Annotated in this window: 22 protein-coding genes; 14 read left to right on the top strand and 8 right to left on the bottom strand. The window is 69.3% G+C overall.

All coding sequences use genetic code 11. The features are described 5' to 3' along the window. The first annotated feature begins 24 nt into the window (after positions 1-24). Together ACFQU0_RS10770 and ACFQU0_RS10765 are read left to right on the top strand one after the other, a co-directional pair. Positions 25-1419: a DUF2868 domain-containing protein gene (locus ACFQU0_RS10770; RefSeq protein WP_382200595.1), complete on the top strand. Its 1395-nt coding sequence runs from the start codon at positions 25-27 to the stop codon at positions 1417-1419. Then, positions 1406-2878, top strand: coding sequence for a GTPase domain-containing protein (locus ACFQU0_RS10765; protein ID WP_382200593.1), 1473 nt, complete (start codon positions 1406-1408; stop codon positions 2876-2878). The genes ACFQU0_RS10770 and ACFQU0_RS10765 overlap by 14 nt, the downstream gene beginning before the upstream one ends. Here ACFQU0_RS10765 and ACFQU0_RS10760 read toward each other — a convergent pair. The 4 genes from ACFQU0_RS10760 to ACFQU0_RS10745 form a co-directional block, all read right to left on the bottom strand. Next, on the bottom strand, positions 2802-3077 hold the full coding sequence (locus ACFQU0_RS10760; RefSeq protein ID WP_382200591.1) for a 4Fe-4S binding protein: 276 nt from the start codon (positions 3075-3077) through the stop codon (positions 2802-2804). The genes ACFQU0_RS10765 and ACFQU0_RS10760 overlap by 77 nt on opposite strands. A gap of 4 nt (positions 3078-3081) precedes the next feature. Further along, positions 3082-3954 carry an alpha/beta fold hydrolase gene (locus ACFQU0_RS10755; protein WP_382200589.1) on the bottom strand — a complete coding sequence of 291 codons (873 nt, stop codon included), beginning with the start codon at positions 3952-3954 and terminating at the stop codon, positions 3082-3084. Positions 3955-4003: 49 nt separating this feature from the next. Continuing rightward, positions 4004-4825 (bottom strand): ABC transporter substrate-binding protein, encoded by an 822-nt coding sequence (locus tag ACFQU0_RS10750; protein ID WP_382200587.1) that lies wholly within the window; start codon positions 4823-4825, stop codon positions 4004-4006. A gap of 79 nt (positions 4826-4904) precedes the next feature. Further along, positions 4905-5384 (bottom strand): Lrp/AsnC family transcriptional regulator, encoded by a 480-nt coding sequence (locus ACFQU0_RS10745; protein ID WP_382200585.1) that lies wholly within the window; start codon positions 5382-5384, stop codon positions 4905-4907. Between the two features lie 70 nt (positions 5385-5454). Here ACFQU0_RS10745 and ACFQU0_RS10740 point away from each other — a divergent pair, with 70 nt between their 5' ends. Beyond that, on the top strand, positions 5455-6408 hold the full coding sequence (locus tag ACFQU0_RS10740; protein WP_382200583.1) for an EamA family transporter: 954 nt from the start codon (positions 5455-5457) through the stop codon (positions 6406-6408). Positions 6409-6438: 30 nt separating this feature from the next. Continuing rightward, positions 6439-6981 carry a DUF7482 domain-containing protein gene (locus tag ACFQU0_RS10735; RefSeq protein ID WP_382200581.1) on the top strand — a complete coding sequence of 181 codons (543 nt, stop codon included), beginning with the start codon at positions 6439-6441 and terminating at the stop codon, positions 6979-6981. A 3-nt stretch (positions 6982-6984) separates the two neighbouring features. Here ACFQU0_RS10735 and ACFQU0_RS10730 read toward each other — a convergent pair whose 3' ends face one another. The 3 genes from ACFQU0_RS10730 to ACFQU0_RS10720 are packed head-to-tail and all read right to left on the bottom strand — an operon-like array spanning position 6985 to position 8654. Further along, entirely contained in the window at positions 6985-7731 is a 747-nt protein-coding gene (locus ACFQU0_RS10730) for a cytochrome b/b6 domain-containing protein (RefSeq protein WP_382200580.1), read from the bottom strand. A 21-nt stretch (positions 7732-7752) separates the two neighbouring features. Further along, a complete protein-coding gene (locus ACFQU0_RS10725; RefSeq protein ID WP_382200578.1) occupies positions 7753-8247 on the bottom strand; it encodes a diheme cytochrome c in 495 nt (164 codons plus the stop codon). Next, entirely contained in the window at positions 8244-8654 is a 411-nt protein-coding gene (locus tag ACFQU0_RS10720; protein WP_382200577.1) for a DUF1924 domain-containing protein, read from the bottom strand. The genes ACFQU0_RS10725 and ACFQU0_RS10720 overlap by 4 nt, the downstream gene beginning before the upstream one ends. A gap of 117 nt (positions 8655-8771) precedes the next feature. Between ACFQU0_RS10720 and ACFQU0_RS10715 the strand changes: the two genes are divergently transcribed. The 5 genes from ACFQU0_RS10715 to galU all read left to right on the top strand — a co-directional run bounded on the left by ACFQU0_RS10715 (position 8772) and on the right by galU (position 12627). Next, positions 8772-9101 (top strand): PepSY domain-containing protein, encoded by a 330-nt coding sequence (locus tag ACFQU0_RS10715; RefSeq protein ID WP_382200575.1) that lies wholly within the window; start codon positions 8772-8774, stop codon positions 9099-9101. Beyond that, positions 9101-9766, top strand: a complete 666-nt coding sequence (locus ACFQU0_RS10710; RefSeq protein WP_382200573.1) for a response regulator transcription factor — start codon at positions 9101-9103, stop codon at positions 9764-9766. Before ACFQU0_RS10715 ends, ACFQU0_RS10710 begins: the two co-directional genes overlap by 1 nt. Before the next feature lie 23 nt (positions 9767-9789). Beyond that, the gene (locus ACFQU0_RS10705; RefSeq protein WP_382200571.1) at positions 9790-11142 is read left to right on the top strand and encodes a sensor histidine kinase; all 1353 of its coding nucleotides are present in this window, start codon (positions 9790-9792) and stop codon (positions 11140-11142) included. Between the two features lie 42 nt (positions 11143-11184). Then, the gene (locus ACFQU0_RS10700) at positions 11185-11643 is read left to right on the top strand and encodes a YidB family protein (protein WP_382200569.1); all 459 of its coding nucleotides are present in this window, start codon (positions 11185-11187) and stop codon (positions 11641-11643) included. Between the two features lie 96 nt (positions 11644-11739). After that, positions 11740-12627, top strand: a complete 888-nt coding sequence (gene galU / locus ACFQU0_RS10695) for a UTP--glucose-1-phosphate uridylyltransferase GalU (protein WP_382200567.1) — start codon at positions 11740-11742, stop codon at positions 12625-12627. Here galU and dacB read toward each other — a convergent pair whose 3' ends face one another. Then, the gene (dacB, locus tag ACFQU0_RS10690) at positions 12628-14079 is read right to left on the bottom strand and encodes a D-alanyl-D-alanine carboxypeptidase/D-alanyl-D-alanine endopeptidase (protein WP_382200565.1); all 1452 of its coding nucleotides are present in this window, start codon (positions 14077-14079) and stop codon (positions 12628-12630) included. It abuts the gene before it with no gap. 39 nt (positions 14080-14118) lie between these two features. On the opposite strand from dacB, the gene ACFQU0_RS10685 reads away from it, so the two are divergent. The 5 genes from ACFQU0_RS10685 to ACFQU0_RS10665 all read left to right on the top strand — a co-directional run bounded on the left by ACFQU0_RS10685 (position 14119) and on the right by ACFQU0_RS10665 (position 17592). Next, on the top strand, positions 14119-15090 hold the full coding sequence (locus ACFQU0_RS10685) for a DMT family transporter (protein ID WP_382200563.1): 972 nt from the start codon (positions 14119-14121) through the stop codon (positions 15088-15090). Between the two features lie 13 nt (positions 15091-15103). Further along, positions 15104-15871: a tRNA (adenosine(37)-N6)-threonylcarbamoyltransferase complex dimerization subunit type 1 TsaB gene (tsaB, locus tag ACFQU0_RS10680; protein WP_382200561.1), complete on the top strand. Its 768-nt coding sequence runs from the start codon at positions 15104-15106 to the stop codon at positions 15869-15871. Continuing rightward, positions 15868-16374, top strand: coding sequence for a ribosomal protein S18-alanine N-acetyltransferase (gene rimI / locus ACFQU0_RS10675; protein ID WP_382200559.1), 507 nt, complete (start codon positions 15868-15870; stop codon positions 16372-16374). Before tsaB ends, rimI begins: the two co-directional genes overlap by 4 nt. Continuing rightward, positions 16371-17243 carry a uracil-DNA glycosylase gene (locus ACFQU0_RS10670; protein ID WP_382200557.1) on the top strand — a complete coding sequence of 291 codons (873 nt, stop codon included), beginning with the start codon at positions 16371-16373 and terminating at the stop codon, positions 17241-17243. Before rimI ends, ACFQU0_RS10670 begins: the two co-directional genes overlap by 4 nt. 88 nt (positions 17244-17331) lie before the next feature. Further along, a complete protein-coding gene (locus tag ACFQU0_RS10665) occupies positions 17332-17592 on the top strand; it encodes a PepSY domain-containing protein (protein ID WP_382200555.1) in 261 nt (86 codons plus the stop codon). The last annotated feature ends 1 nt before the right edge of the window (position 17593 follow it).

Genomic DNA, 17593 nt, shown 5'->3' with positions numbered 1-17593 from the left:
CAGCATGGGCCCAGGGAACGCCAGATGAACGAACAACAGGCCAGGGCGGTGTTGCTGGTCAAGGCGGTGGAAACCGCCGCAACAGTCGACACCTGCCTGAGCCCGGCCCAACGCGATGCGGCCACCGCCGCCGCGCTGGCGGCCGCGCCACAACCCCCTTCCGAAGCACGCCGCCTCGCGTGGACCGAGGCCTTCATCGTCCGCCGGGCCGAGCGCCTGCTGGCCGATGCGCTGGTGCGCCAGCCGCGCTTGAGCGCGCTGCAGGGCGATGCCTGGCTGATGACGCTGCTGCGCTGGGGCCTGCCACCGCTGGGCCTGTTGGCCGGGCTGGTGTCCGAGTTCTGGGTGTCGCCCCAGGCCATCGATTTGCTTTCGCCCGCGCTCAGCCTGTTTGTGGGCTGGAACCTGCTGGTTTTTGTGGGCCTGGCGCTGTGGGCGGTGCGCGGTCTGTTTGTTCACACCAACCCCGCCAACCGATGGGGCTTGGCGCTGGCCAAGCTGGCCTGGCCTCGCGCGTGGTCGCGCCCTGTGTGGGCCATGGCGCGCAGTTTCCAGCGTGACTGGATGCGCCTGGCCGGCCCGGCCACCAGCGCCCGCTTGGCGGGCACGTTGCACCTGTCGGCGGCGTTGTGTGCGGTGGGCATGGTGGCGGCCTTGTTGGCCAAGGGTTTGTTCACCGAATTCCGTGTGGGCTGGCAGAGCCAGTGGCTGAGCGCCGAACACATGCACTTGTTGTTTGCCACCGTGGGCCAGTGGCTGGGTGCGGCACCGGTCTCGCTGGACGACATGGTGCGCCTGGAGCGTGGGGCGGGCGCTGTCAAGGCCGATGGCAGCATCTGGGTGGTGTGGTGGGGCCGCCTGTTGCTGCTGGGCGTGGCGGCGCCCCGGCTGGTGCTGGCGGGACTGTCGTTCTGGCGCGCGCGCCGGGCGCTGCAGCGTTTGCACCTCGATCTGTCCGACCCCTACTTCGTGCGCCTGTTGGCCGACTACGGCGGCCCCGCCACCACCGCCGTGGTGTTGCCCTACAGCCATCACCTCACGGCTTCAGGCGAGCGCGGTCTGGCGAAGGCGGTGCGCGAGCGTTTTGGCCCCTCGGCCACGCCCCAGTTGTTGCCTCCGGTGGCCTATGGCGATGCCGTGCCTGCCCTGCCACCCGCACCACGCGGGCAGCAGCGCCAGATCATCGTGCTGTTCGGCCTGGCCGCCACGCCGGAGCAGGAAACCCACGCTGGGTTGGTGCGCCAGGTGGCCGCCGCCGGTGCGGTGGAGGTGTGGCTGGACAGCAGCGCCTTCAGTGCCCACCTGGCACCGGGCGCGCGCGCCGCCCGCCTGGCCGAGCGCGAGGCCTTGTGGCGCGAGGTTTTGGGCACCGTGCCCGTGCGCGTTTGGTCGCTGGAGGCAGAACATGACCCTGCCTGAAATTCGCGTTGACGCGCGCATTGAAGCCGAGGCGGCAGCCTCACCGCAGGCCCACACCCTGGCCCTGTGCCTGGTGTCGCACACCAACGTGGGCAAGACCACGCTCACCCGCACCTTGTTGGGCGCCGACGTGGGCGAGGTGCGCGATGCCGCCCACGTGACCCAACACGCCGAAGCCCACACCCTGCTGCAGACCGAGGCCGGCGACCGCCTGGTGTGGTGGGACACGCCGGGGCTGGGCGATTCGGCGCGCCTGTACCGCCGCCTGAGCCAGTCGGGCAACCCGCTGGGCTGGTTTCTGTCGCAGGTGTGGGACCGTTGGACCGACCCGGCGTTTTTTCTGAGCCAACGCGCCATGCGCAGCGCACGCGATGACGCCGACGTGTTGCTCTACCTCGTCAACGCCAGCGAAGCGCCGCAGGACGCTGGTTACCTCGCGCACGAACTGAAGATCCTGGCCTGGATGGGCAAACCCGTGCTGGTGTTGCTGAACCAGCTCGGCCCGGCGGGCGATGCCGACCAGCAGGCCGCCGAGGTGGCGCGCTGGCAGCGGCACCTGGCCACGTTCGCGGTGGTGCGTGGTGTGTTGCCGCTGGACGCCTTCAGCCGATGCTGGGTGCAGGAGGAGGCGCTGTTCGAGGCCCTCGCGCCCTGCCTGCCCGACCATGTGCAAGCCAGCCACCAGCGGCTGCTGGACCGCTGGTGGCAAGCGCAGTTGCTGCGGTTTCAGGCGTCCATGGCCGCCATGGCGCCCGCCTTGCTGCGAGCCACCGAGGTGATGCGTGGCGCGCCCGACCAGGCCCAGGCGGCGTTGGCTCGGCATGTGGCCGGGTGCCAGCAAAGCTTCACGCGTGTGCTGCTCGACCAACACGGCCTGCATGGCGAGGCGGGGCGCCCCCACTGGCAGGCGCTGGCGCAGTCGCTGCTGCAGGTGCGGGTGCCCGTGAGCAAGGCACAGGCGGGTTGGCTGGGCGCCATTTCATCCGGCGCAGCCACCGGGCTGGGGGCCGACCTGATGGCGGGTGGCTTGTCCATGGGCGCGGGCGCCTTGATCGGTGCGCTCGCCGGGGCCGCCACCTTTGCCGGTGCCGCGCTGGCGGCCAACCGCCTGCGTGGGGTGGCCGTGCCCGAAGCCCGCTTGTCGCTGGAGGCTTGGCGCGAGCTGGTGGAGGTGGCCCTGTGCACCTACCTGGCCGTGGCGCACTTCGGGCGGGGTCGGGGTGCGTTTGTGGATGAGGGCGCGCCCGCGCTGTGGCAACAGGTGGTGGGCGGTCTGGTCGCCCAGCGTGCGGACGAACTGGCGGCGCTGTGGGCCGCGTCACAAGACCCGCAGGCATCACATCAACTGGCCGGCTTGCTGGAGGGTCTGGCGCTGCGCGCGCTCAAGCAGTTGTACCCAGCGATGGACCTGGGCCGGGCACAACGGGGCCTGGCTGCGGTGTCGCCGCCCGCATCGTGATGGCCTGAAACGGACAGCGTGTTTCGCACAGGCTGCAACCGGTGCAGCCCCCCACGTCGTGCAGCACCGAGGTCTTGGTGTGGTCGGGCTGCGGCAACAGGCTCAGCACATGGGGCGGGCACACTGCCACACACCAGCCACAACCGGTGCAGCGCGCCGGGTCGATGTGGGGCAAAGGTGGGGCCCGGCGTGGCTTCACGGCGTCACGGCGGTGGGGCCAGCCAGTCGCGCAGCCAGGTGTTGACGGCGGCGTGGGCTTCGAACTGCACCCAGTGCCCGGCGTCGGGCACCCAGTGCAGGTGCCGGAAGTGGGGCGCCAACGCCAGGGCCTGGGCCACTTCGGCGTGGCGGTCCACGAACAGCGCGTCGTTGGCCCCCCACAGCCCCCACACCGGGCAGGCCAGGCGGGGCAGGGTGTGGCGCAGCACATCGGTTTGCGAGAGCATGCGTCGCTTCATGCGGCGGTGTTCGCGTTTGAGGTTGTGGGCCTGCATACGCAACACCAGGTCGGTGACGGACGCCGGGTGTTGCAGCATCAGCGCCAGCAGGTTGTGGCGCATCACGGCTTCGCGCGGCGCGCCCTCGGGCAGGTGCGACCACATGCGCAGGTCCAGCGGCTGCGCGCGTTGGATGCCCAGCCCCGGCGCGCCCAGCAGCAGCAGGCGGCGCACGCGCGCGGGGTGGGCTGCGGCCCACAGGCTGGCGGTCATGCCGCCGAACGAAAAGCCGATCAGGTCCACCGGGGTGGCGCCCAGCAGGGTGGTCAGGCCCTGTTCCAGCAGCGGTGGCATCACGTCGGCGTCGTGGCCGTCGGGCGGCGGGCTGGAATCACCGAAGCCGGGCAGGTCGGGCACCCACACGCTGTGCCCGGTCTGGGCCAGGGCGTCGATGTTGCGCACCCAGTGAGTCCAGCTGCCCGATCCGCCGTGCAGCAAGACCACCGGGGAGCCCTCACCCCAGCGGTGCCAGACCAGCTGGCCATCACCGCAGGGTGTGCTCAGGCGCTCGGCCCGTTGCTGCAGGGCGAGCAGATCGGCCCAGGTGGTGGGGGTGGTTTCGGGCGGCAGCGTGACCATGCCGCCGATTCTAGAAACCCCCGGGCGGCCGGCTCAGGGGCGGCGCCCCTCAGCGCGCCGCGTTGGGGAAAAACAACTGCTCGCCACCGATCTTGTAGCTGGCGATGGCGGCCTGGCCGGCGGGCGACACCACCCAGTCCACAAACTTCTTGCCGTCGGCGGTTTTGACTTGCGGGTGTTTGGCCGCGCTCACCAGCATCACGCCGTACTGATTGAACAGGCGCTTGTCGCCCTCAACGAGCACCGCCAGGTCGGCGCGGTTCTTGAAGTTGAGCCAGGTGCCGCGGTCGGCCAGCACATAGGCGCCGGACGACGCGCCGATGTTGAGCGCCGGGCCCATGCCACAACCACATTCCTTGTAGCCGCTGCCCTTGTTCGCATCGGTGTCGGTCATCTTCCAGAAGCGCAGCTCGGCCGCGTGGGTGCCGCTTTTGTCACCGCGCGAGATGAACGGCGCGTTGGCCGTGGCCACTTTTTTGAGGGCGGCCACGATGTCGCTGCCCTTGGTGGCGGCTGGGTCGGCCTTGGGGCCGATCAGCACAAAGTCGTTGTACATCACCTCAAAACGGCGGTCGGCAAATCCGTCGGCCACAAACTTGTCTTCGGCCACCTTGTCGTGCACAAACAGCACGTCGGCGTCGCCCCGGCGCGCCATGTCAATGGCCTGGCCGGTGCCCAGGGCCACCACCTTCACGTCGATGCCGCTGGCCTTCTTGAACTCGGGCAACAGGTGGCCGAACAGACCGGATTGTTCGGTGGAGGTGGTGGACGCGACCACGATGGATTGCGCCTGCGCGGTCAGCGCCGCCAGGCCGAAGCCTGCGGCAGCGAACAAGCGGGTCAGCGGGGCGAGGCGGGCAAAGGCGGGCATGGGGCAGGTCTCCGTTGGGGTGGCTCAAGGCCCGCGATGCTACCCACGGATGGCCCACCCCGCGCCTGGGGCTTGCGAGTTATGCAGCGTCCTGCATACCGTAGGCGATGGGCCGGTCCTCGAACTCGGTGTTGAGCACCACCGTGCTGGTGGTGCGCGCTACGCCCGGGATGGCCTTGATCTGGTAGAGCACGTCTTCGAGCGCGCGGGCGTGGGTGGTGCGTATCTTGGCCAAAAAGTCGTGTTCACCGGCCACGCTGTGCAACTCCAGCACCTCGGGCATCTCGCGCAGGCGCGGCGCGATGTCGCGGCAGTGCACACCGCCATCGTTGCGTATGGCAACAAAGGCGGTGAAGTGCTGGCCCACCTTGGCCGGGTCCACGCGCAGGGCAAACCGCTCGATCACACCGCGTTCCAGCATCTTCTTCACCCGCTCGTGCACGGCGGCGGTGGACAGGCCCACCTCGGCGGCCACATCGGCGTAAGAACGTCGGCTGTCGGCGCTGAGTGCCGTAAGAATTCTGGCGTCTGTTGGGTCTATCTGTAAATTTGCTTGCATGGCCGCGCAATTTTGGTCAAAATCCGGCCCATTGCCAGATCGCTGGAAATTATCCGGTCCAGAACGCCAAATGCCTACCGATTTCAAGATCGCCGCCCAAAACGGGCGCTTGCTGCCCCTGGTGGTGGCCCTGCTCATCGTCTACCTCGTCTGGGGCACCACCTACTACGCCTTGGGTGTGGCCATGGCGTCCATGCCGCCTTTGCTCATGAACGGCGCGCGCTTCGTGTTGGCGGGCGTGGTGATGCTGGCCATTGCCCGTGCTCAGGGCCTGTCCTGGCCCAGCGCTGCCCAGTGGCGGCACACCGCGCTGGTGGGCGGGCTGATGGCCTTTGGCGCCATGTCCATGGTGGTGCTGGCGCAAAAGCTGGGCATCGGCTCCGGGCTCATGGCCACCGTGGTCACCACCATGCCCATGTGGCTGGCGCTGTGGTCGCGCCTGGGGGGCGAACGTGTGCCGCTGACCAGCTGGCTGGGCCTGGCCCTGGGCGTGGCCGGGGCGGCGGTGCTGGCGCTGGAGGGCGATTTTTCCGCCACCTGGCTGGGCACGCTGTGTGCCTTTGGCGCGCCCTTGTGCTGGAGCCTGGGCTCGTATGCCTCGCGCAAGCTGTCGCAGCCGGCGCCGGCCATGGCCTCGGGCGCGCAGTGGTTGCTGGGTGGCCTGATGGGCTTGGCCGCCGCCTGGGCGCTGGAGCCGGCCACGGCCCGCTTCAGCCTCGACCAGGTCAGCGCCGCGTCGTGGGCGGCGTGGTTGTACCTGGTGGTGATGGGCACGCTGGTCACCCTCAACGCCTACCTGTGGCTGCTGCAAAACGCCACACCCGCTGTGGCGGGCAGCTACTCCTTCGTCAACCCGGCCGTGGCGCTGTGGGTGGGCGTGGCGCTGGGCGGCGAGGTGCTGACCGGCTGGGTCTACCTGGCCATGCCGCTGGTGCTGGCGGCGCTGGCCCTCATCTTGTACGGCGCGCCTTTGGTGGCCTGGGCGCGGCGCATCGGCTTGAGGACAAAGGCCCTGGCCGTGTGAGCCCGGCCCGGCATCGCCTAGCATGTGGCGATGAACACTTCTTTTTTGTCCTGGGGCCGGCGCCTGGCGGGGGCTTGCCTTGTGCTGATGTTGGGGGCCTGCGCCAGCGCGCCCCAGGTCAGCCTGCCTTTGCGCTTCGCGTGGTTTGAAGGCCGGCAGATCGGCTACGTCAGCACCGATGCGTCGGACGCGGAGGCGGCCCGCGCCATGGGCATCAACCACGCACCGCGCCTAGCTGCCACGGTGCCGGCCGACAACACACCGCCGGGGTTTCGCCATGCGCTGGAGCGGGTCTATCACTTCACCGATGGTGCGCAGATCAACGTGTTTCCGTCGGTGCCCTCACCGGTGGGGCCGGGCAGCACCGACCGCGCCTACAGCCCGCTGTGGCGCGTGGTGGAGGTGGCCTGGTTGCCAGGGTTCACGCGCCGCGCGCTCACGTCGGAGGAGGCGGTGCTGGACGCGGTGGAGCGTGGTGAGCTGAGCTTGCGCATGACGCGGGTCGTGGTCAATTGTGCGGTCGTGTCCGATGACAACGGTGGCCTGTTGCCGGGCGCGCGACTGATCCGCTGAGGCTCAGTCGTCCTCGTCGTGGCCAGGGTGGCGGTCGGTCCAGCCGCTGGCGGCCGGCCCGCTGAGGCGGATGGGCGCCTGTTGCCATTCCCACGCCCAATAGCCCAGCACCGCCACCAACAACAGGCCCGCCAGCCACACGTGGTTGCGTTTGGCGAAGTCGGGGCCGTTGCCTTCGATGCGGCCGGTCAGCATGGGCAGCGCCTGGTTCTTGCGGCGCAGCAGGCTCAGGCCCAGCAGCAGGGCCAGGTGGGCCAGCACGGTCCAGAGGAAGAACTCGCCCACGAACTCGTGCACTTCTTCCAGCCACTCGCCGCCCCATTCGTTGTAGGTGGCGTAGCCGCTCAGGGTGAGTGGCAGCACCAGGGCCATCAACAGCACCACGGCGCCGGCCATGGCCAGGTTGTGCCCCTGCCGCCAGTTGACGTCCGCCAGCGGCGCCTGGCCTGCGGCGGGCTTGAACGAGCGCAGCCACTTGGCCAGGCCATTCACCTTGCGCCACAGCAGCGAGAGCCGCGCGTGTTGTGGCCCCAGCAGCCCGTACAGCACCCGAAAGCCCAGCAGGCCGGCCAGGGTGTAGCCCAGGGTCACGTGCAGCATGCGCCAGCGTTCGCCGTCGGCGGTGGCGTAGGCGCCCACAAAGCACAGGGCAAACAGCCAGTGGAACATGCGGGTGGGGGCGTCGGTCACGCGGCGTGTGGCGACGGGGGTGCTGCGTGTGGGCGCGGCGGAGTGTGTGGTGGTGTGCATGGTGTGGGCTCGCAAAAAGGGTCAGTCGCGCCAGGCGCGCTGTTGTTGGGCGCTGAGACCGGCGGGCAAACGCAGCCGGTCGTCGTCGAAGTCGCCTTGTTCGGCACCCGTGTGGCAGGCAGCACACTGGGCGGGGCTTTTCACGCTGGGCAGCTTCCACACGGCGGGGTCCACCTGGCGGTGCTTGCGTTCAAACCACGGGGAGCGGGTGATGCGGTCTTCCGGCGGTTCGGTGCTGACACGCTTGTAGGTGCCGGCGTGGGTTTGCAGCCAGGTGCTCAGTTGGGTGACAGTGGCCGGGTCCAGGCTGGCGTCGGTGCCGTAGTGCTTGTCCAGACCGGTCATCACGCGGCGCCACGAAGCGGCGGGCAACATGCCCGGCGGGTAGGCCACGTGGCAGGCCGCACATTCCTGGGAGTAGGCCTTGGGCACCTGGGCGGGCATGGCGCGGCCGCTGTCGGCGTGGGCGCTGAAGGTGGCCAGCAGCGCGGCTGCAAGGGCAAGGGTGTGTTTCATGGCTTCAGGCTCAAGAGGTAGGCCAGCACGTCGGCCTTTTCGCCGGCGGTGCATTCGCGGCTCAGCACGTCCTTGCAGTTGCGGCGAAACCACTTGTCCACCTTGGCGGTGTCCGTGAAGGCCTCGCGGTTGAAGGCCGGCGCCAAAGGTGCGATGGGCTTGCCGGTGCTGGCGTGTTGGCCGCGCGTGGTGGGTGGGCTGTTGTGGCAGCCGCTGCACGACCACTCACCCCCGTGGCGGGTGTTGAACAGCTGCTGGCCGCGTGCGGCTTGGCCCGGTGTGCCGGCTTGGGCGCTCCAGCGTTCGAGCTGCTGGGCGGGGCTGGTGTCGCCAGCTTGCGCCGGGCTGGTGGTGCCCAGCACGCAGGCGGCGATGACGGCGCACAATGAAGCGATGGAATGTGTCATGGCCACGATGTTGCTACCCGCTCCCTGTACCTTTCCTGAAGCCGCTGTTCATGTGCGGTTCATCGTTGCAGGGCAACAATGCACGCTTCTCCTCTCTGTAGACCCGCGCGACGCGCCATGAAACACCTTGCTGTCTCGACGTTTGCCCTTGCCCTTTGGGTTTGCCTGTTTGCGGTGATGCCTGCCGCCGCTGGCGACCACGCCGACCACGACCGTGCCCGCGCGGCCCTGCAGGCCGGCGAAATCCTGCCCCTGACCACCGTGCTGCAGCGCGTGGCGGCTGAGTACCCCGGCCAGGTGCTGGAGGTGGAGCTGGAGCGCGACGCTGGTCGCTGGACGTACGAGATCAAGCTGCTGCAGCCCAGCGGCGGCTTGCTCAAGCTGGAGGTGGACGCCGCCAATGCGCGTGTGCTCAAGGCGCGTTCGCGGCAACGGGAGGCGCGCTGATGCGGGTGCTGCTGGTCGAGGACGAAGCCGCGCTGGCCACGCCGCTCAAGCAAACGCTGAGTGAAGCCGGCTATGCGGTGGACTGGGTGGACAACGGCCGCGATGCCTGGGCCCTGGGCGGCACGCAGCCCTTTGACGCGGTGGTGCTCGACCTGGGCCTGCCGCAGATGGACGGCCTGAGCGTGCTCAAGCGCTGGCGCAGCGAAGGCATGGCCGCACCCGTGCTCATCCTCACCGCACGCGACCAGTGGCACGAAAAGGTGGCCGGCATCGACGCCGGTGCCGACGATTACCTGACCAAACCTTTTCACACCGAGGAGTTGCTGGCCCGTGTGCGTGCGCTGATCCGCCGTGCGCAGGGTTTGGCCTCGCCCACGCTGGTGTGTGGTGCGTTGGCGCTGGACACGCGCAGCGGTCGCGTCACGCTGGGCGGCCACCCGGTCAACCTCACCAGCCACGAGTACAAGGTGCTGGCCTACCTCATGCACCGGCCGGGCGCGGTGGTGTCGCGCGCCGAACTCACCGAACACATCTACGCCCAGGATTTCGACCGCGACTCCAACACCATCGAGGTGTTTGTGGGCCGCCTGCGCAAGAAGCTGCCGCCCGAGCTGATTGAAACCGTGCGCGGCCTGGGCTACCGGCTGGTGGCGCCAAGCGCATAGCCATGGCGCGCTGGCGGCTGCTCATGTCCTTGCGCTGGCGCCTGCTGGCGGGCACAGCCGTGGCGCTGGCCCTGGCCCTGGTGCTGGCGGGGCTGGCGCTCACCGCCCTGTTCCGGGCCGAGATCGACCGCCAGTTCGACGAGGGCCTGCGCCATCAGCTCGACCAACTCACCGCCCTGGTGGAGTTCAACCCGCAAGGGCAGATGGTGCTGGATGACACCGTCCTGGCCGACCCGCGCTGGCGCCGGCCCTATTCGGGCCTGTACTGGCAGGTGGACGGCGCGCAGACGCGCGGCGTGCTGCGGTCGCGTTCGCTCTGGGACGCCACCCTGGACAACACCGCCGATGCGCTGCCCGATGGTCGCGTGCACCGGCACGACATAGACGGCCCGCAGGGCGCAGCGCTGCGCGTGCTGGAGCGCGCGGTCTACCCGGCCGGACAGCCAGAGCAGGTGTGGCGCCTGCTGGTGGCGGCAGACCGCAGCGCCTCGGCCCAGGCCGTGACGCGTTTTGGCCACGTGCTGGGCTTGTCGCTGGCTGTGTTGTGGGCCTTGCTGGTGGCGGCCGCCTGGGCGCAGGTGACGGTGGGCCTGGCGCCGCTGCGCGCCTTGCAGCAAGCGGTGTTGGCGCTGCGCGAAGGGCGCGCCGCGCGCATTGCCGCCGACACACCGACCGAGCTGCTGCCCCTGGTGCAGGGCTTCAACGCCGTGCTGGAGCGCAACGATGAGATGGTCGAACGCGCCCGCCAGCAGGCGGGCAACCTGGCGCATGCGGTCAAGACCCCGCTGGCGGTGATGGCCCAGGCCGCGTCGCGCGATGGCACGCCGCTGGGCGCTGCGGTGCGCGAGCAGACCGAGGCCGCGCGCCGCCAGGTGGACTGGCACCTGGCGCGCGCCCGTGCCGCGGCCCACAAGGTGTTCGGCGCCGAGCAGGTGCCGTTGGCGCCGCTGGTGGCTGGGCTGTTGCGGGTGGTGCAGCGGGTCTACGCCGATCGTGGCCTGCGGGTGCGCGTTGAGGCCATCGACCCCGCCGCCCGTTGCGCCTGCGCCGAACCCGACCTGCAGGAAATGTTGGGCAATCTGCTGGAAAACGCCTGCAAATGGGCCCGCGCTGAGGTGGTGGTTAGCGTGGTGTCGGCGCCGGGGGCTTGGTGCCTGCGGGTGGACGACGATGGGCCCGGGGTGGCGCCGGCGCGACGCGATGCGGTGCTGGCCCGTGGCGTGCGTCTGGACGAGAGTGTGCCCGGCTCCGGCCTGGGCCTGCATATCGTGCAGGAGCTGGCCACGGCATACGGTGGTGCGCTGGCGCTGGATGAGGCCCCGTTGGGCGGTTTGCGTGTGCGCTTGACGCTGCCGGCCGCCGTGGCGTCGGCCTGAGTCGCTATGCTGTATGTCCTACAAACATCACAGGGAAACACCATGGACTTGTTGAAATCGGTGCTCGGCGGCCTGGCGGCTGCGGCACAAGGCAATGCGGCTCAAACCCCGGCGGCAGGTGCCGGCCTGGACATGGGTCAACTGGCGGCATTGGCGCCGGTGCTCATGGAACTGCTGAGCGGCAAGGGCGGTGGTGCCGGTGGCCTGGGTGGTCTGGTCGCGCAGTTGAACCAGGCCGGTCTGGGTGACATCGTGCAGTCGTGGATCGGGCGCGGGCAAAACATGCCGGTGTCGGGCAACCAGCTCGAATCGGCCTTGGGCAGCGATGTGCTGGGGCAACTCGGCGGTCAACTGGGCATGAATGGCGGGCAACTCGGCGATCTGCTCGCGCAGGCGCTCCCGGGTCTGATCGACCGCATGACACCCGACGGCCAATTGCCGCAGGGCGGCGTGGGCCAAGGTCCCGATCTGGGCGCCTTGCTGGGCCAGTTGCTGCGTTGAGCCACATCCTCAACGGGGCCGTGGTCCGAACGGACCGCGACCCCGTTGTGTCTTCCCTGTATGCTTTTCCACCTTTCGCTCACAAGCAATCTCCAGATGACCCCCACCCCCGTTCGCAAAGCTGTTTTCCCTGTGGCCGGCATGGGCACCCGCTTTTTGCCTGCCACCAAGGCCATGCCCAAAGAGATGCTGCCGGTGGTGGACAAGCCGCTGATCCAGTACGCGGTGGAAGAGGCCTACGCCGCCGGCATCCGCGAGATGATCTTCGTGACGGGCCGCCACAAGCGCGCCATCGACGACCACTTCGACATGGCCTACGAGCTGGAGCGTGAGCTGGAGGACGCCGGCAAGGAGGCGCTGCTGGCGCAGGTGCGCTCGGTCAAACCCGACGACATGGTGTGCATCGCCATCCGCCAACCCAAGGCCCTGGGCCTGGGCCACGCGGTGTTGTGCGCGGAGCCGCTGGTGGCCGGTGAGCCCTTTGCCGTGCTGCTGGCCGACGACCTGATGGTGGGCACACCGGCCGACGGCGCCGTGCTGACCCAGATGGTGCGCCAGTTTGGCCAATTGGGCCGCTCCATCCTGGCCGTGCAGGAGGTGCCGCCCGAACACACCCGCCGCTACGGCATCGTGGCCGGCGAGATGTTGGGCGAACGCCTGATGGACGTGCGCGAGATCGTTGAAAAACCCGCGCCTGAAGTCGCTCCGTCGCGCTGGGGCGTGGCCGGGCGCTACGTGCTCACGCCCGAGGTGTTCCAGCAGATCCGCGAACAGCCGCGTGGTGTGGGCGGCGAGATCCAGCTCACCGATGGCATTGCCGGCCTGATGCGCAGCCAGAAGGTCTACGCCTTCCGCTACGAAGGCAAGCGCTACGACTGCGGCAGCAAGGAAGGTTTTCTGGAGGCCACGGTGGAGCTGGCCATGTTGCGCCCCGAACTCGCGCCGGGCCTGCGCGAAACCATGCAGAAACTGCTGGCGACCTGATCAGGGCTGCCCGGCCGCCCACCCCACCAGGGCCTGCAGCGCGGGCCGCGCCGCGTGGGCGTTGGGGTGGTTGACGATGGCCACAAACACCAGGCGCCTGCCTTGCGCGCCGTGCACATAACCGGCCAGTGCGCTCACGTCGTTCAGGCTGCCGGTTTTGAGGTGGGCCAGGCCCACCGCGTTCTGGCTGCGTCGCAGCGTGCCGTCGTGCCCGCTCAGGGGCAGGGATGCCATCAGTTCGGGCATGTGCCCGGTCGCATAGGCGGTGCGCAGCAAACGGCCCAGCGCCTGCGCCGTGGTGCGCGCCGTGCGGCTGAGGCCCGCGCCGTTGTCGATCTCGGGCACGGGCACATCGGCGCCCACACGTTCGCGCCACCAGGTGGCCACACGCTGGCGGGCGCCATCGAAGGTGGCTGGGCCGTTGTTGGCGTTGTTGAGGGCCAGGCTCAGCAGCAGGTGCTGGGCCATCACGTTGTTGCTGAACTTGTTGACGTCGCGCACCACCTCGGGCAGCGGCACGGAGGGCCAGTTCAGTCGGGGCGCCAGGCCAGCGGGCACGGCGCCTTCGCGCACCTGGCCATCGAGCTGGCCGCCCACGGCCAACCACATGCCCGCCACCGCGCGCTCGGCAAAACGCTCGGGCGCGGCGTAGGCCACCGGCCAGCTGCGTTCGCCGCAGGCGGCCGGGTAGGCGCCGGCCAGTCGGATGCGCAATGGGTCTGAGAAGTCGGCCTTGAGGCCGCCACGCCAGTCGCCACACCCCGCGCCATTCGCGGCCAAAGGTACGCTGGTGGGCAGGGCCACGCCGCCCAGCGGGGGCTCTACCGCCACCTGCGCCACGCCGTTGGACGGGTCGGGTGTGAAGGTCATCACCACCGACTTGAAGTTGATCAGCAGCGCATCGGGTGCGGCGTTGTAGGGGCGCAGCGGTTCGCCGTCGAAGGCGCCCGGGTCCACCGGGGGCAGCTGGAAGGCGCGTTTGTCCAGCACGATGTCGCCCGCGATGCGGCGAATGCCCAACCCTTGTATGCGCCGCATCAGCAGCCACAGGCGTTCGGTCACCAGCTTGGGGTCACCGCCGCCCTGCAGGTACAGGTTGCCTTGCAGCACGCCGTCTTTCAACACCCCATCGGTGTAGACCGGGGTGGTCCAGGTGTGGCCGGGGCCCAGCAGGTCGAGCGCGGCGTAGGTGGTGACGAGTTTCATCACCGAGGCCGGGTTGACCGGCACCTGCGCGCGGTGGGTGGCGTAGACCTGACCGCTGTCGCCGGCGTCCATGACCAGCACGGCCAGCGCCGAGGCGGGCACGCGGGCCTGGGCCAAAGCGGCGTTGACGGTGGCCGGCAAGGTTTCAGGCGCCAGGGGCACGGGTTGTGCCTGGGCCAAGAGCGCACCGCCCGCCAGCAGTGCACACACAGAGAGTCGCCAACACAATGGGGAATAGCTTGCCATGGGCCCGATTATCCGAGCGCCACCGGGATAATCCCGCCCATGACGTTTTCCTTTCGCCGGCCCAGCCCGCGTGTGTTGGGCGTGGGCGCCGCGCTGGTCACGGTCCTGATGTGGACCGCCTTCATCGTGGTGGCCCGGGCCAGCGCCCACCGTTCCCTCACCCCGTTCGACATCGCTTTCATGCGTTTTGTGGGCGCGGGCGTGGTGCTGCTGCCCGTGGGGTGGTGGATGGTGCGGCGGGCGGCCGGGCGCGTGCCCTCGTGGCTGGGACTGTCGCCGCTGTCGGCGCGGCTCACGGTCACGGTCGGGCTGCTGGCCGGCATCGCCTACTCGTGCCTGGCGTACAGCGGTTTCTATTTCGCGCCGGCCACCCACGCCTCGGTGCTCATGCCCGGCACGCTGCCGCTGTTCACCACCCTGGTGGCCGCCTGGGTGCTGCGCGACCGCATCACGCCCACGCGCGCCATTGGCCTGTTGCTGATCCTCAGTGGCGACTTGCTGGTGGGTGGTGCCAGCCTGTTGCAGGCTTTTGGCGGCGGCACGGTGTGGATGGGCGACCTGATGTTCATGGCCGCTGCGTTCTGCTGGGCCAATTACACCGTGGTGGCGCGCCGCCACGGCTTGGCGGCGGTGCCGGCCACGGTGGCCGTGTCGGTGTTTGCTTTGCTGGCGTTTGTGCCGGCGTACGCGGTGTTGGCGGCCACTGGTGTGGTGACCAGCCACCTGGCGCACGCGCCCTGGCAGGAGTTGGTGTTCCAGGGCCTGTTCCAGGGCGTGGGCTCGGTGGTGATTTCCGGTATCACCTTCACCCAGATGGTGCGGTACTTCGGGCCGGTGCGCTCCACCATGATCACCTCGCTGGTACCGGGGCTGTCGGCCATGGGCGCCGTGTGGCTGCTGGGCGAGCCCCTGCACTGGAACCTGCTGGCGGGGCTGCTGCTGGTCACGGCGGGCATCGTGTTTGGCGTGCGGGCGGTGGCCACGCCGTTGGCCGGGGCCACGCGTGGCTGAAGCACAATTGGCCATGGCCAGCGTTTCCCGATTCCTTGTTTTTGACACCAGCACCGACAGCTTGTCGGTGGCCGTGGGCGCGGGCGGCCTTGACGCCGCGCCACTGGCCCAATACAGCGGTGTTGGCGGGGCCCAAGCCTCGGCCACACTCATCCCCCAGATCCAGGCCTTGCTGGCCCACGCGGGGTGGCGCTTGGACGAACTGGACGCCATCGTGTTCGGGCGCGGCCCGGGGGCCTTCACTGGCGTGCGCACCGCGTGCGCCGTGGCCCAGGGCCTGGCCTTTGCCGCCCGCCCCGAGGGGGTTCCCGTGTTGCCGCTGGACACCCTGTGGGCCGTGGCCGAAGCCGCCCGCGCCGCGCTGGCCGCCACAGGGCAGGCCATGCCCCACACCATCGCTGCGGTGCTCGACGCCCGCATGGACGAGGTCTATGTGGCCACCTACCGGCTGCAGGCGCAGGTGCTGACCGCGTGCGATGCCCCGCGCCTGTGCCGCCCCGAAGACCTGCATCTGGCCGTGCCGCCCACGGCGGGCACCGTGCTGGCGGGCAACGCGGCGGCGGTGTACGGCGAACGTTTTGACCCGGCGCTGCGGGCCTTGCCCCATGTGCAGGCCCTGCCCACCGCCACGGCCTTGTTGCGCCTGGCGCCCGAAGCACTGGCCCGTGGCCTGGCGGTGACCGCCGCTGAGGCCCAACCCCTGTACGTGCGCGACAAGGTGGCACAGACCACGGCCGAGCGCGAGGCCATCAAGCTGGCCCAGGCCATGGGAGGCGCATGACGCGCCGCTTCGACTGGGTGCCGCTGAGCGCCGACGTTTTGCCCTTGGTGGTGGAGGTGGAAAAAACCGCCTACAGCCATCCCTGGACCGTGGGCCATTTCAGCGACACCATGAACGCCGGCCATCACACCCAGGTGTTGCTGGGCGAAGCGCTGCCTGGCGACGTAGGCTTGCCCACGCTGGCCGATGGGCGTGTGTTGATCGGCTACCTGGTGGCCATGCAAATCCTGGACGAGGTGCACCTGCTCAACATCACCGTGGCGCCCGCCTTGCAGCGCCAGGGCTGGGGCCGCGTGCTTCTTGACGGCCTGGCGCTGTGGGCGCGCACCCAGCAGGCCCAGTGGTTGTGGCTGGAGGTGCGCCCCAGCAATGCCCCCGCGTTGGCCGCCTACCGGCAGCGTGGCTTTGCCGAAGTGGGCCGCCGCCGCGACTACTACCCGCTGGACAACACGCGGCGCGAAGACGCCATCGTGATGAGCCTCAACCTCAAGGTGAGCGCATGAGCGAGACCCCGCCTGTGCTGGCCCAAGGCCTCCAGCTCGACGAACGCCAGCGTGCCATGCTGACCGAGATGGGGGTGCGCCTGTGGTGGCCCGAGCCTGAGGCATCGGTCGTCGTCGCCCCCGTGCCTGCCCCCGTACCCGCCATCGCGCCACCCACGCCGCGCCCCTCCGCTGCTGCACCCGTTGCAGCGCCCACGTCCCCAGTGGTTCGCCCCCCACAGGCGCCCGTGGCGCCCAAACCCACTGCGCCCTTGGTGCCCTCCAGCCTGTCGCACCTGGACTGGCCAGCGCTGCAAGACAGCATGCGCGCCTGCACCGCCTGCCCCTTGAGCCAAGGCCGCTGCAACGTGGTGCCCGGTGTGGGCGACCACCAACGCCCCGACTGGTTGGTGGTGGGTGAAGCCCCGGGCGAACAGGAAGACCGCCAAGGCGAGCCCTTCGTCGGTGCGGCCGGCCAGTTGCTCGACAAGATGCTGTTTGCCATGGGCCTGGCGCGTGGCGAGCGTGTCTACATCACCAACGTCATCAAGTGCCGCCCGCCGCACAACCGCAACCCCGAACCGGCGGAGGTGGCGCAGTGTTCGCCTTTCCTGCAGCGCCAGATCGAGCTGCTGCAACCACGCATCGTGCTGGCGGTGGGGCGCTTTGCGGCGCAAAGCGTGCTGGCGCTGGCCGGCGTGGACGAAGCGACCCGCAGTCAACCCCTGGGCAAGCTGCGTGGCCAGGTGTTCCGCCTGCCCACCGCGCAAGGCCCGGTGCCGGTGGTGGTGAGTTACCACCCCGCCTACCTGCTGCGCAGCCCGGCCGAAAAGGGCAAGGCCTGGGCCGACCTGTGCCTGGCCATGGCACAGCTGAAACCATCGACCTGAACGTCATTTCAGGCCCGTTTAAGCCGCGCCTCGTCCAATCGGTTTTGAGCAAGCCACCCGGCGTGCCAACTGACCGAAAGGACCTCTCATGCAACGTACCCTGATCGCCTCCGCCTTCATCGCTTTGGCCTCCACCGCCGCCTTGGCTGGCCCCGCTTGCAACGTGCCACAGACCCAGTGGATGAAGGAAGGTGACTTCAAGGCCAAGCTGGAACAGCAGGGCTACCAGATCAAGACCTTCAAGGTCAGCAAGGGCCAGTGTTACGAGATTTATGGTTTCGACAAAGCCGGCAAGAAGGTCGAGATCTACTTCGACCCGGCCACCGCCGCCGTGCTTGAACAGAAGTGAG

It is taken from the genome of Hydrogenophaga defluvii, assembly GCF_042665235.1.
Taxonomy (GTDB): domain Bacteria; phylum Pseudomonadota; class Gammaproteobacteria; order Burkholderiales; family Burkholderiaceae_C; genus Hydrogenophaga; species Hydrogenophaga defluvii_A.
This window is presented reverse-complemented; position numbering and strand designations above follow the sequence as displayed.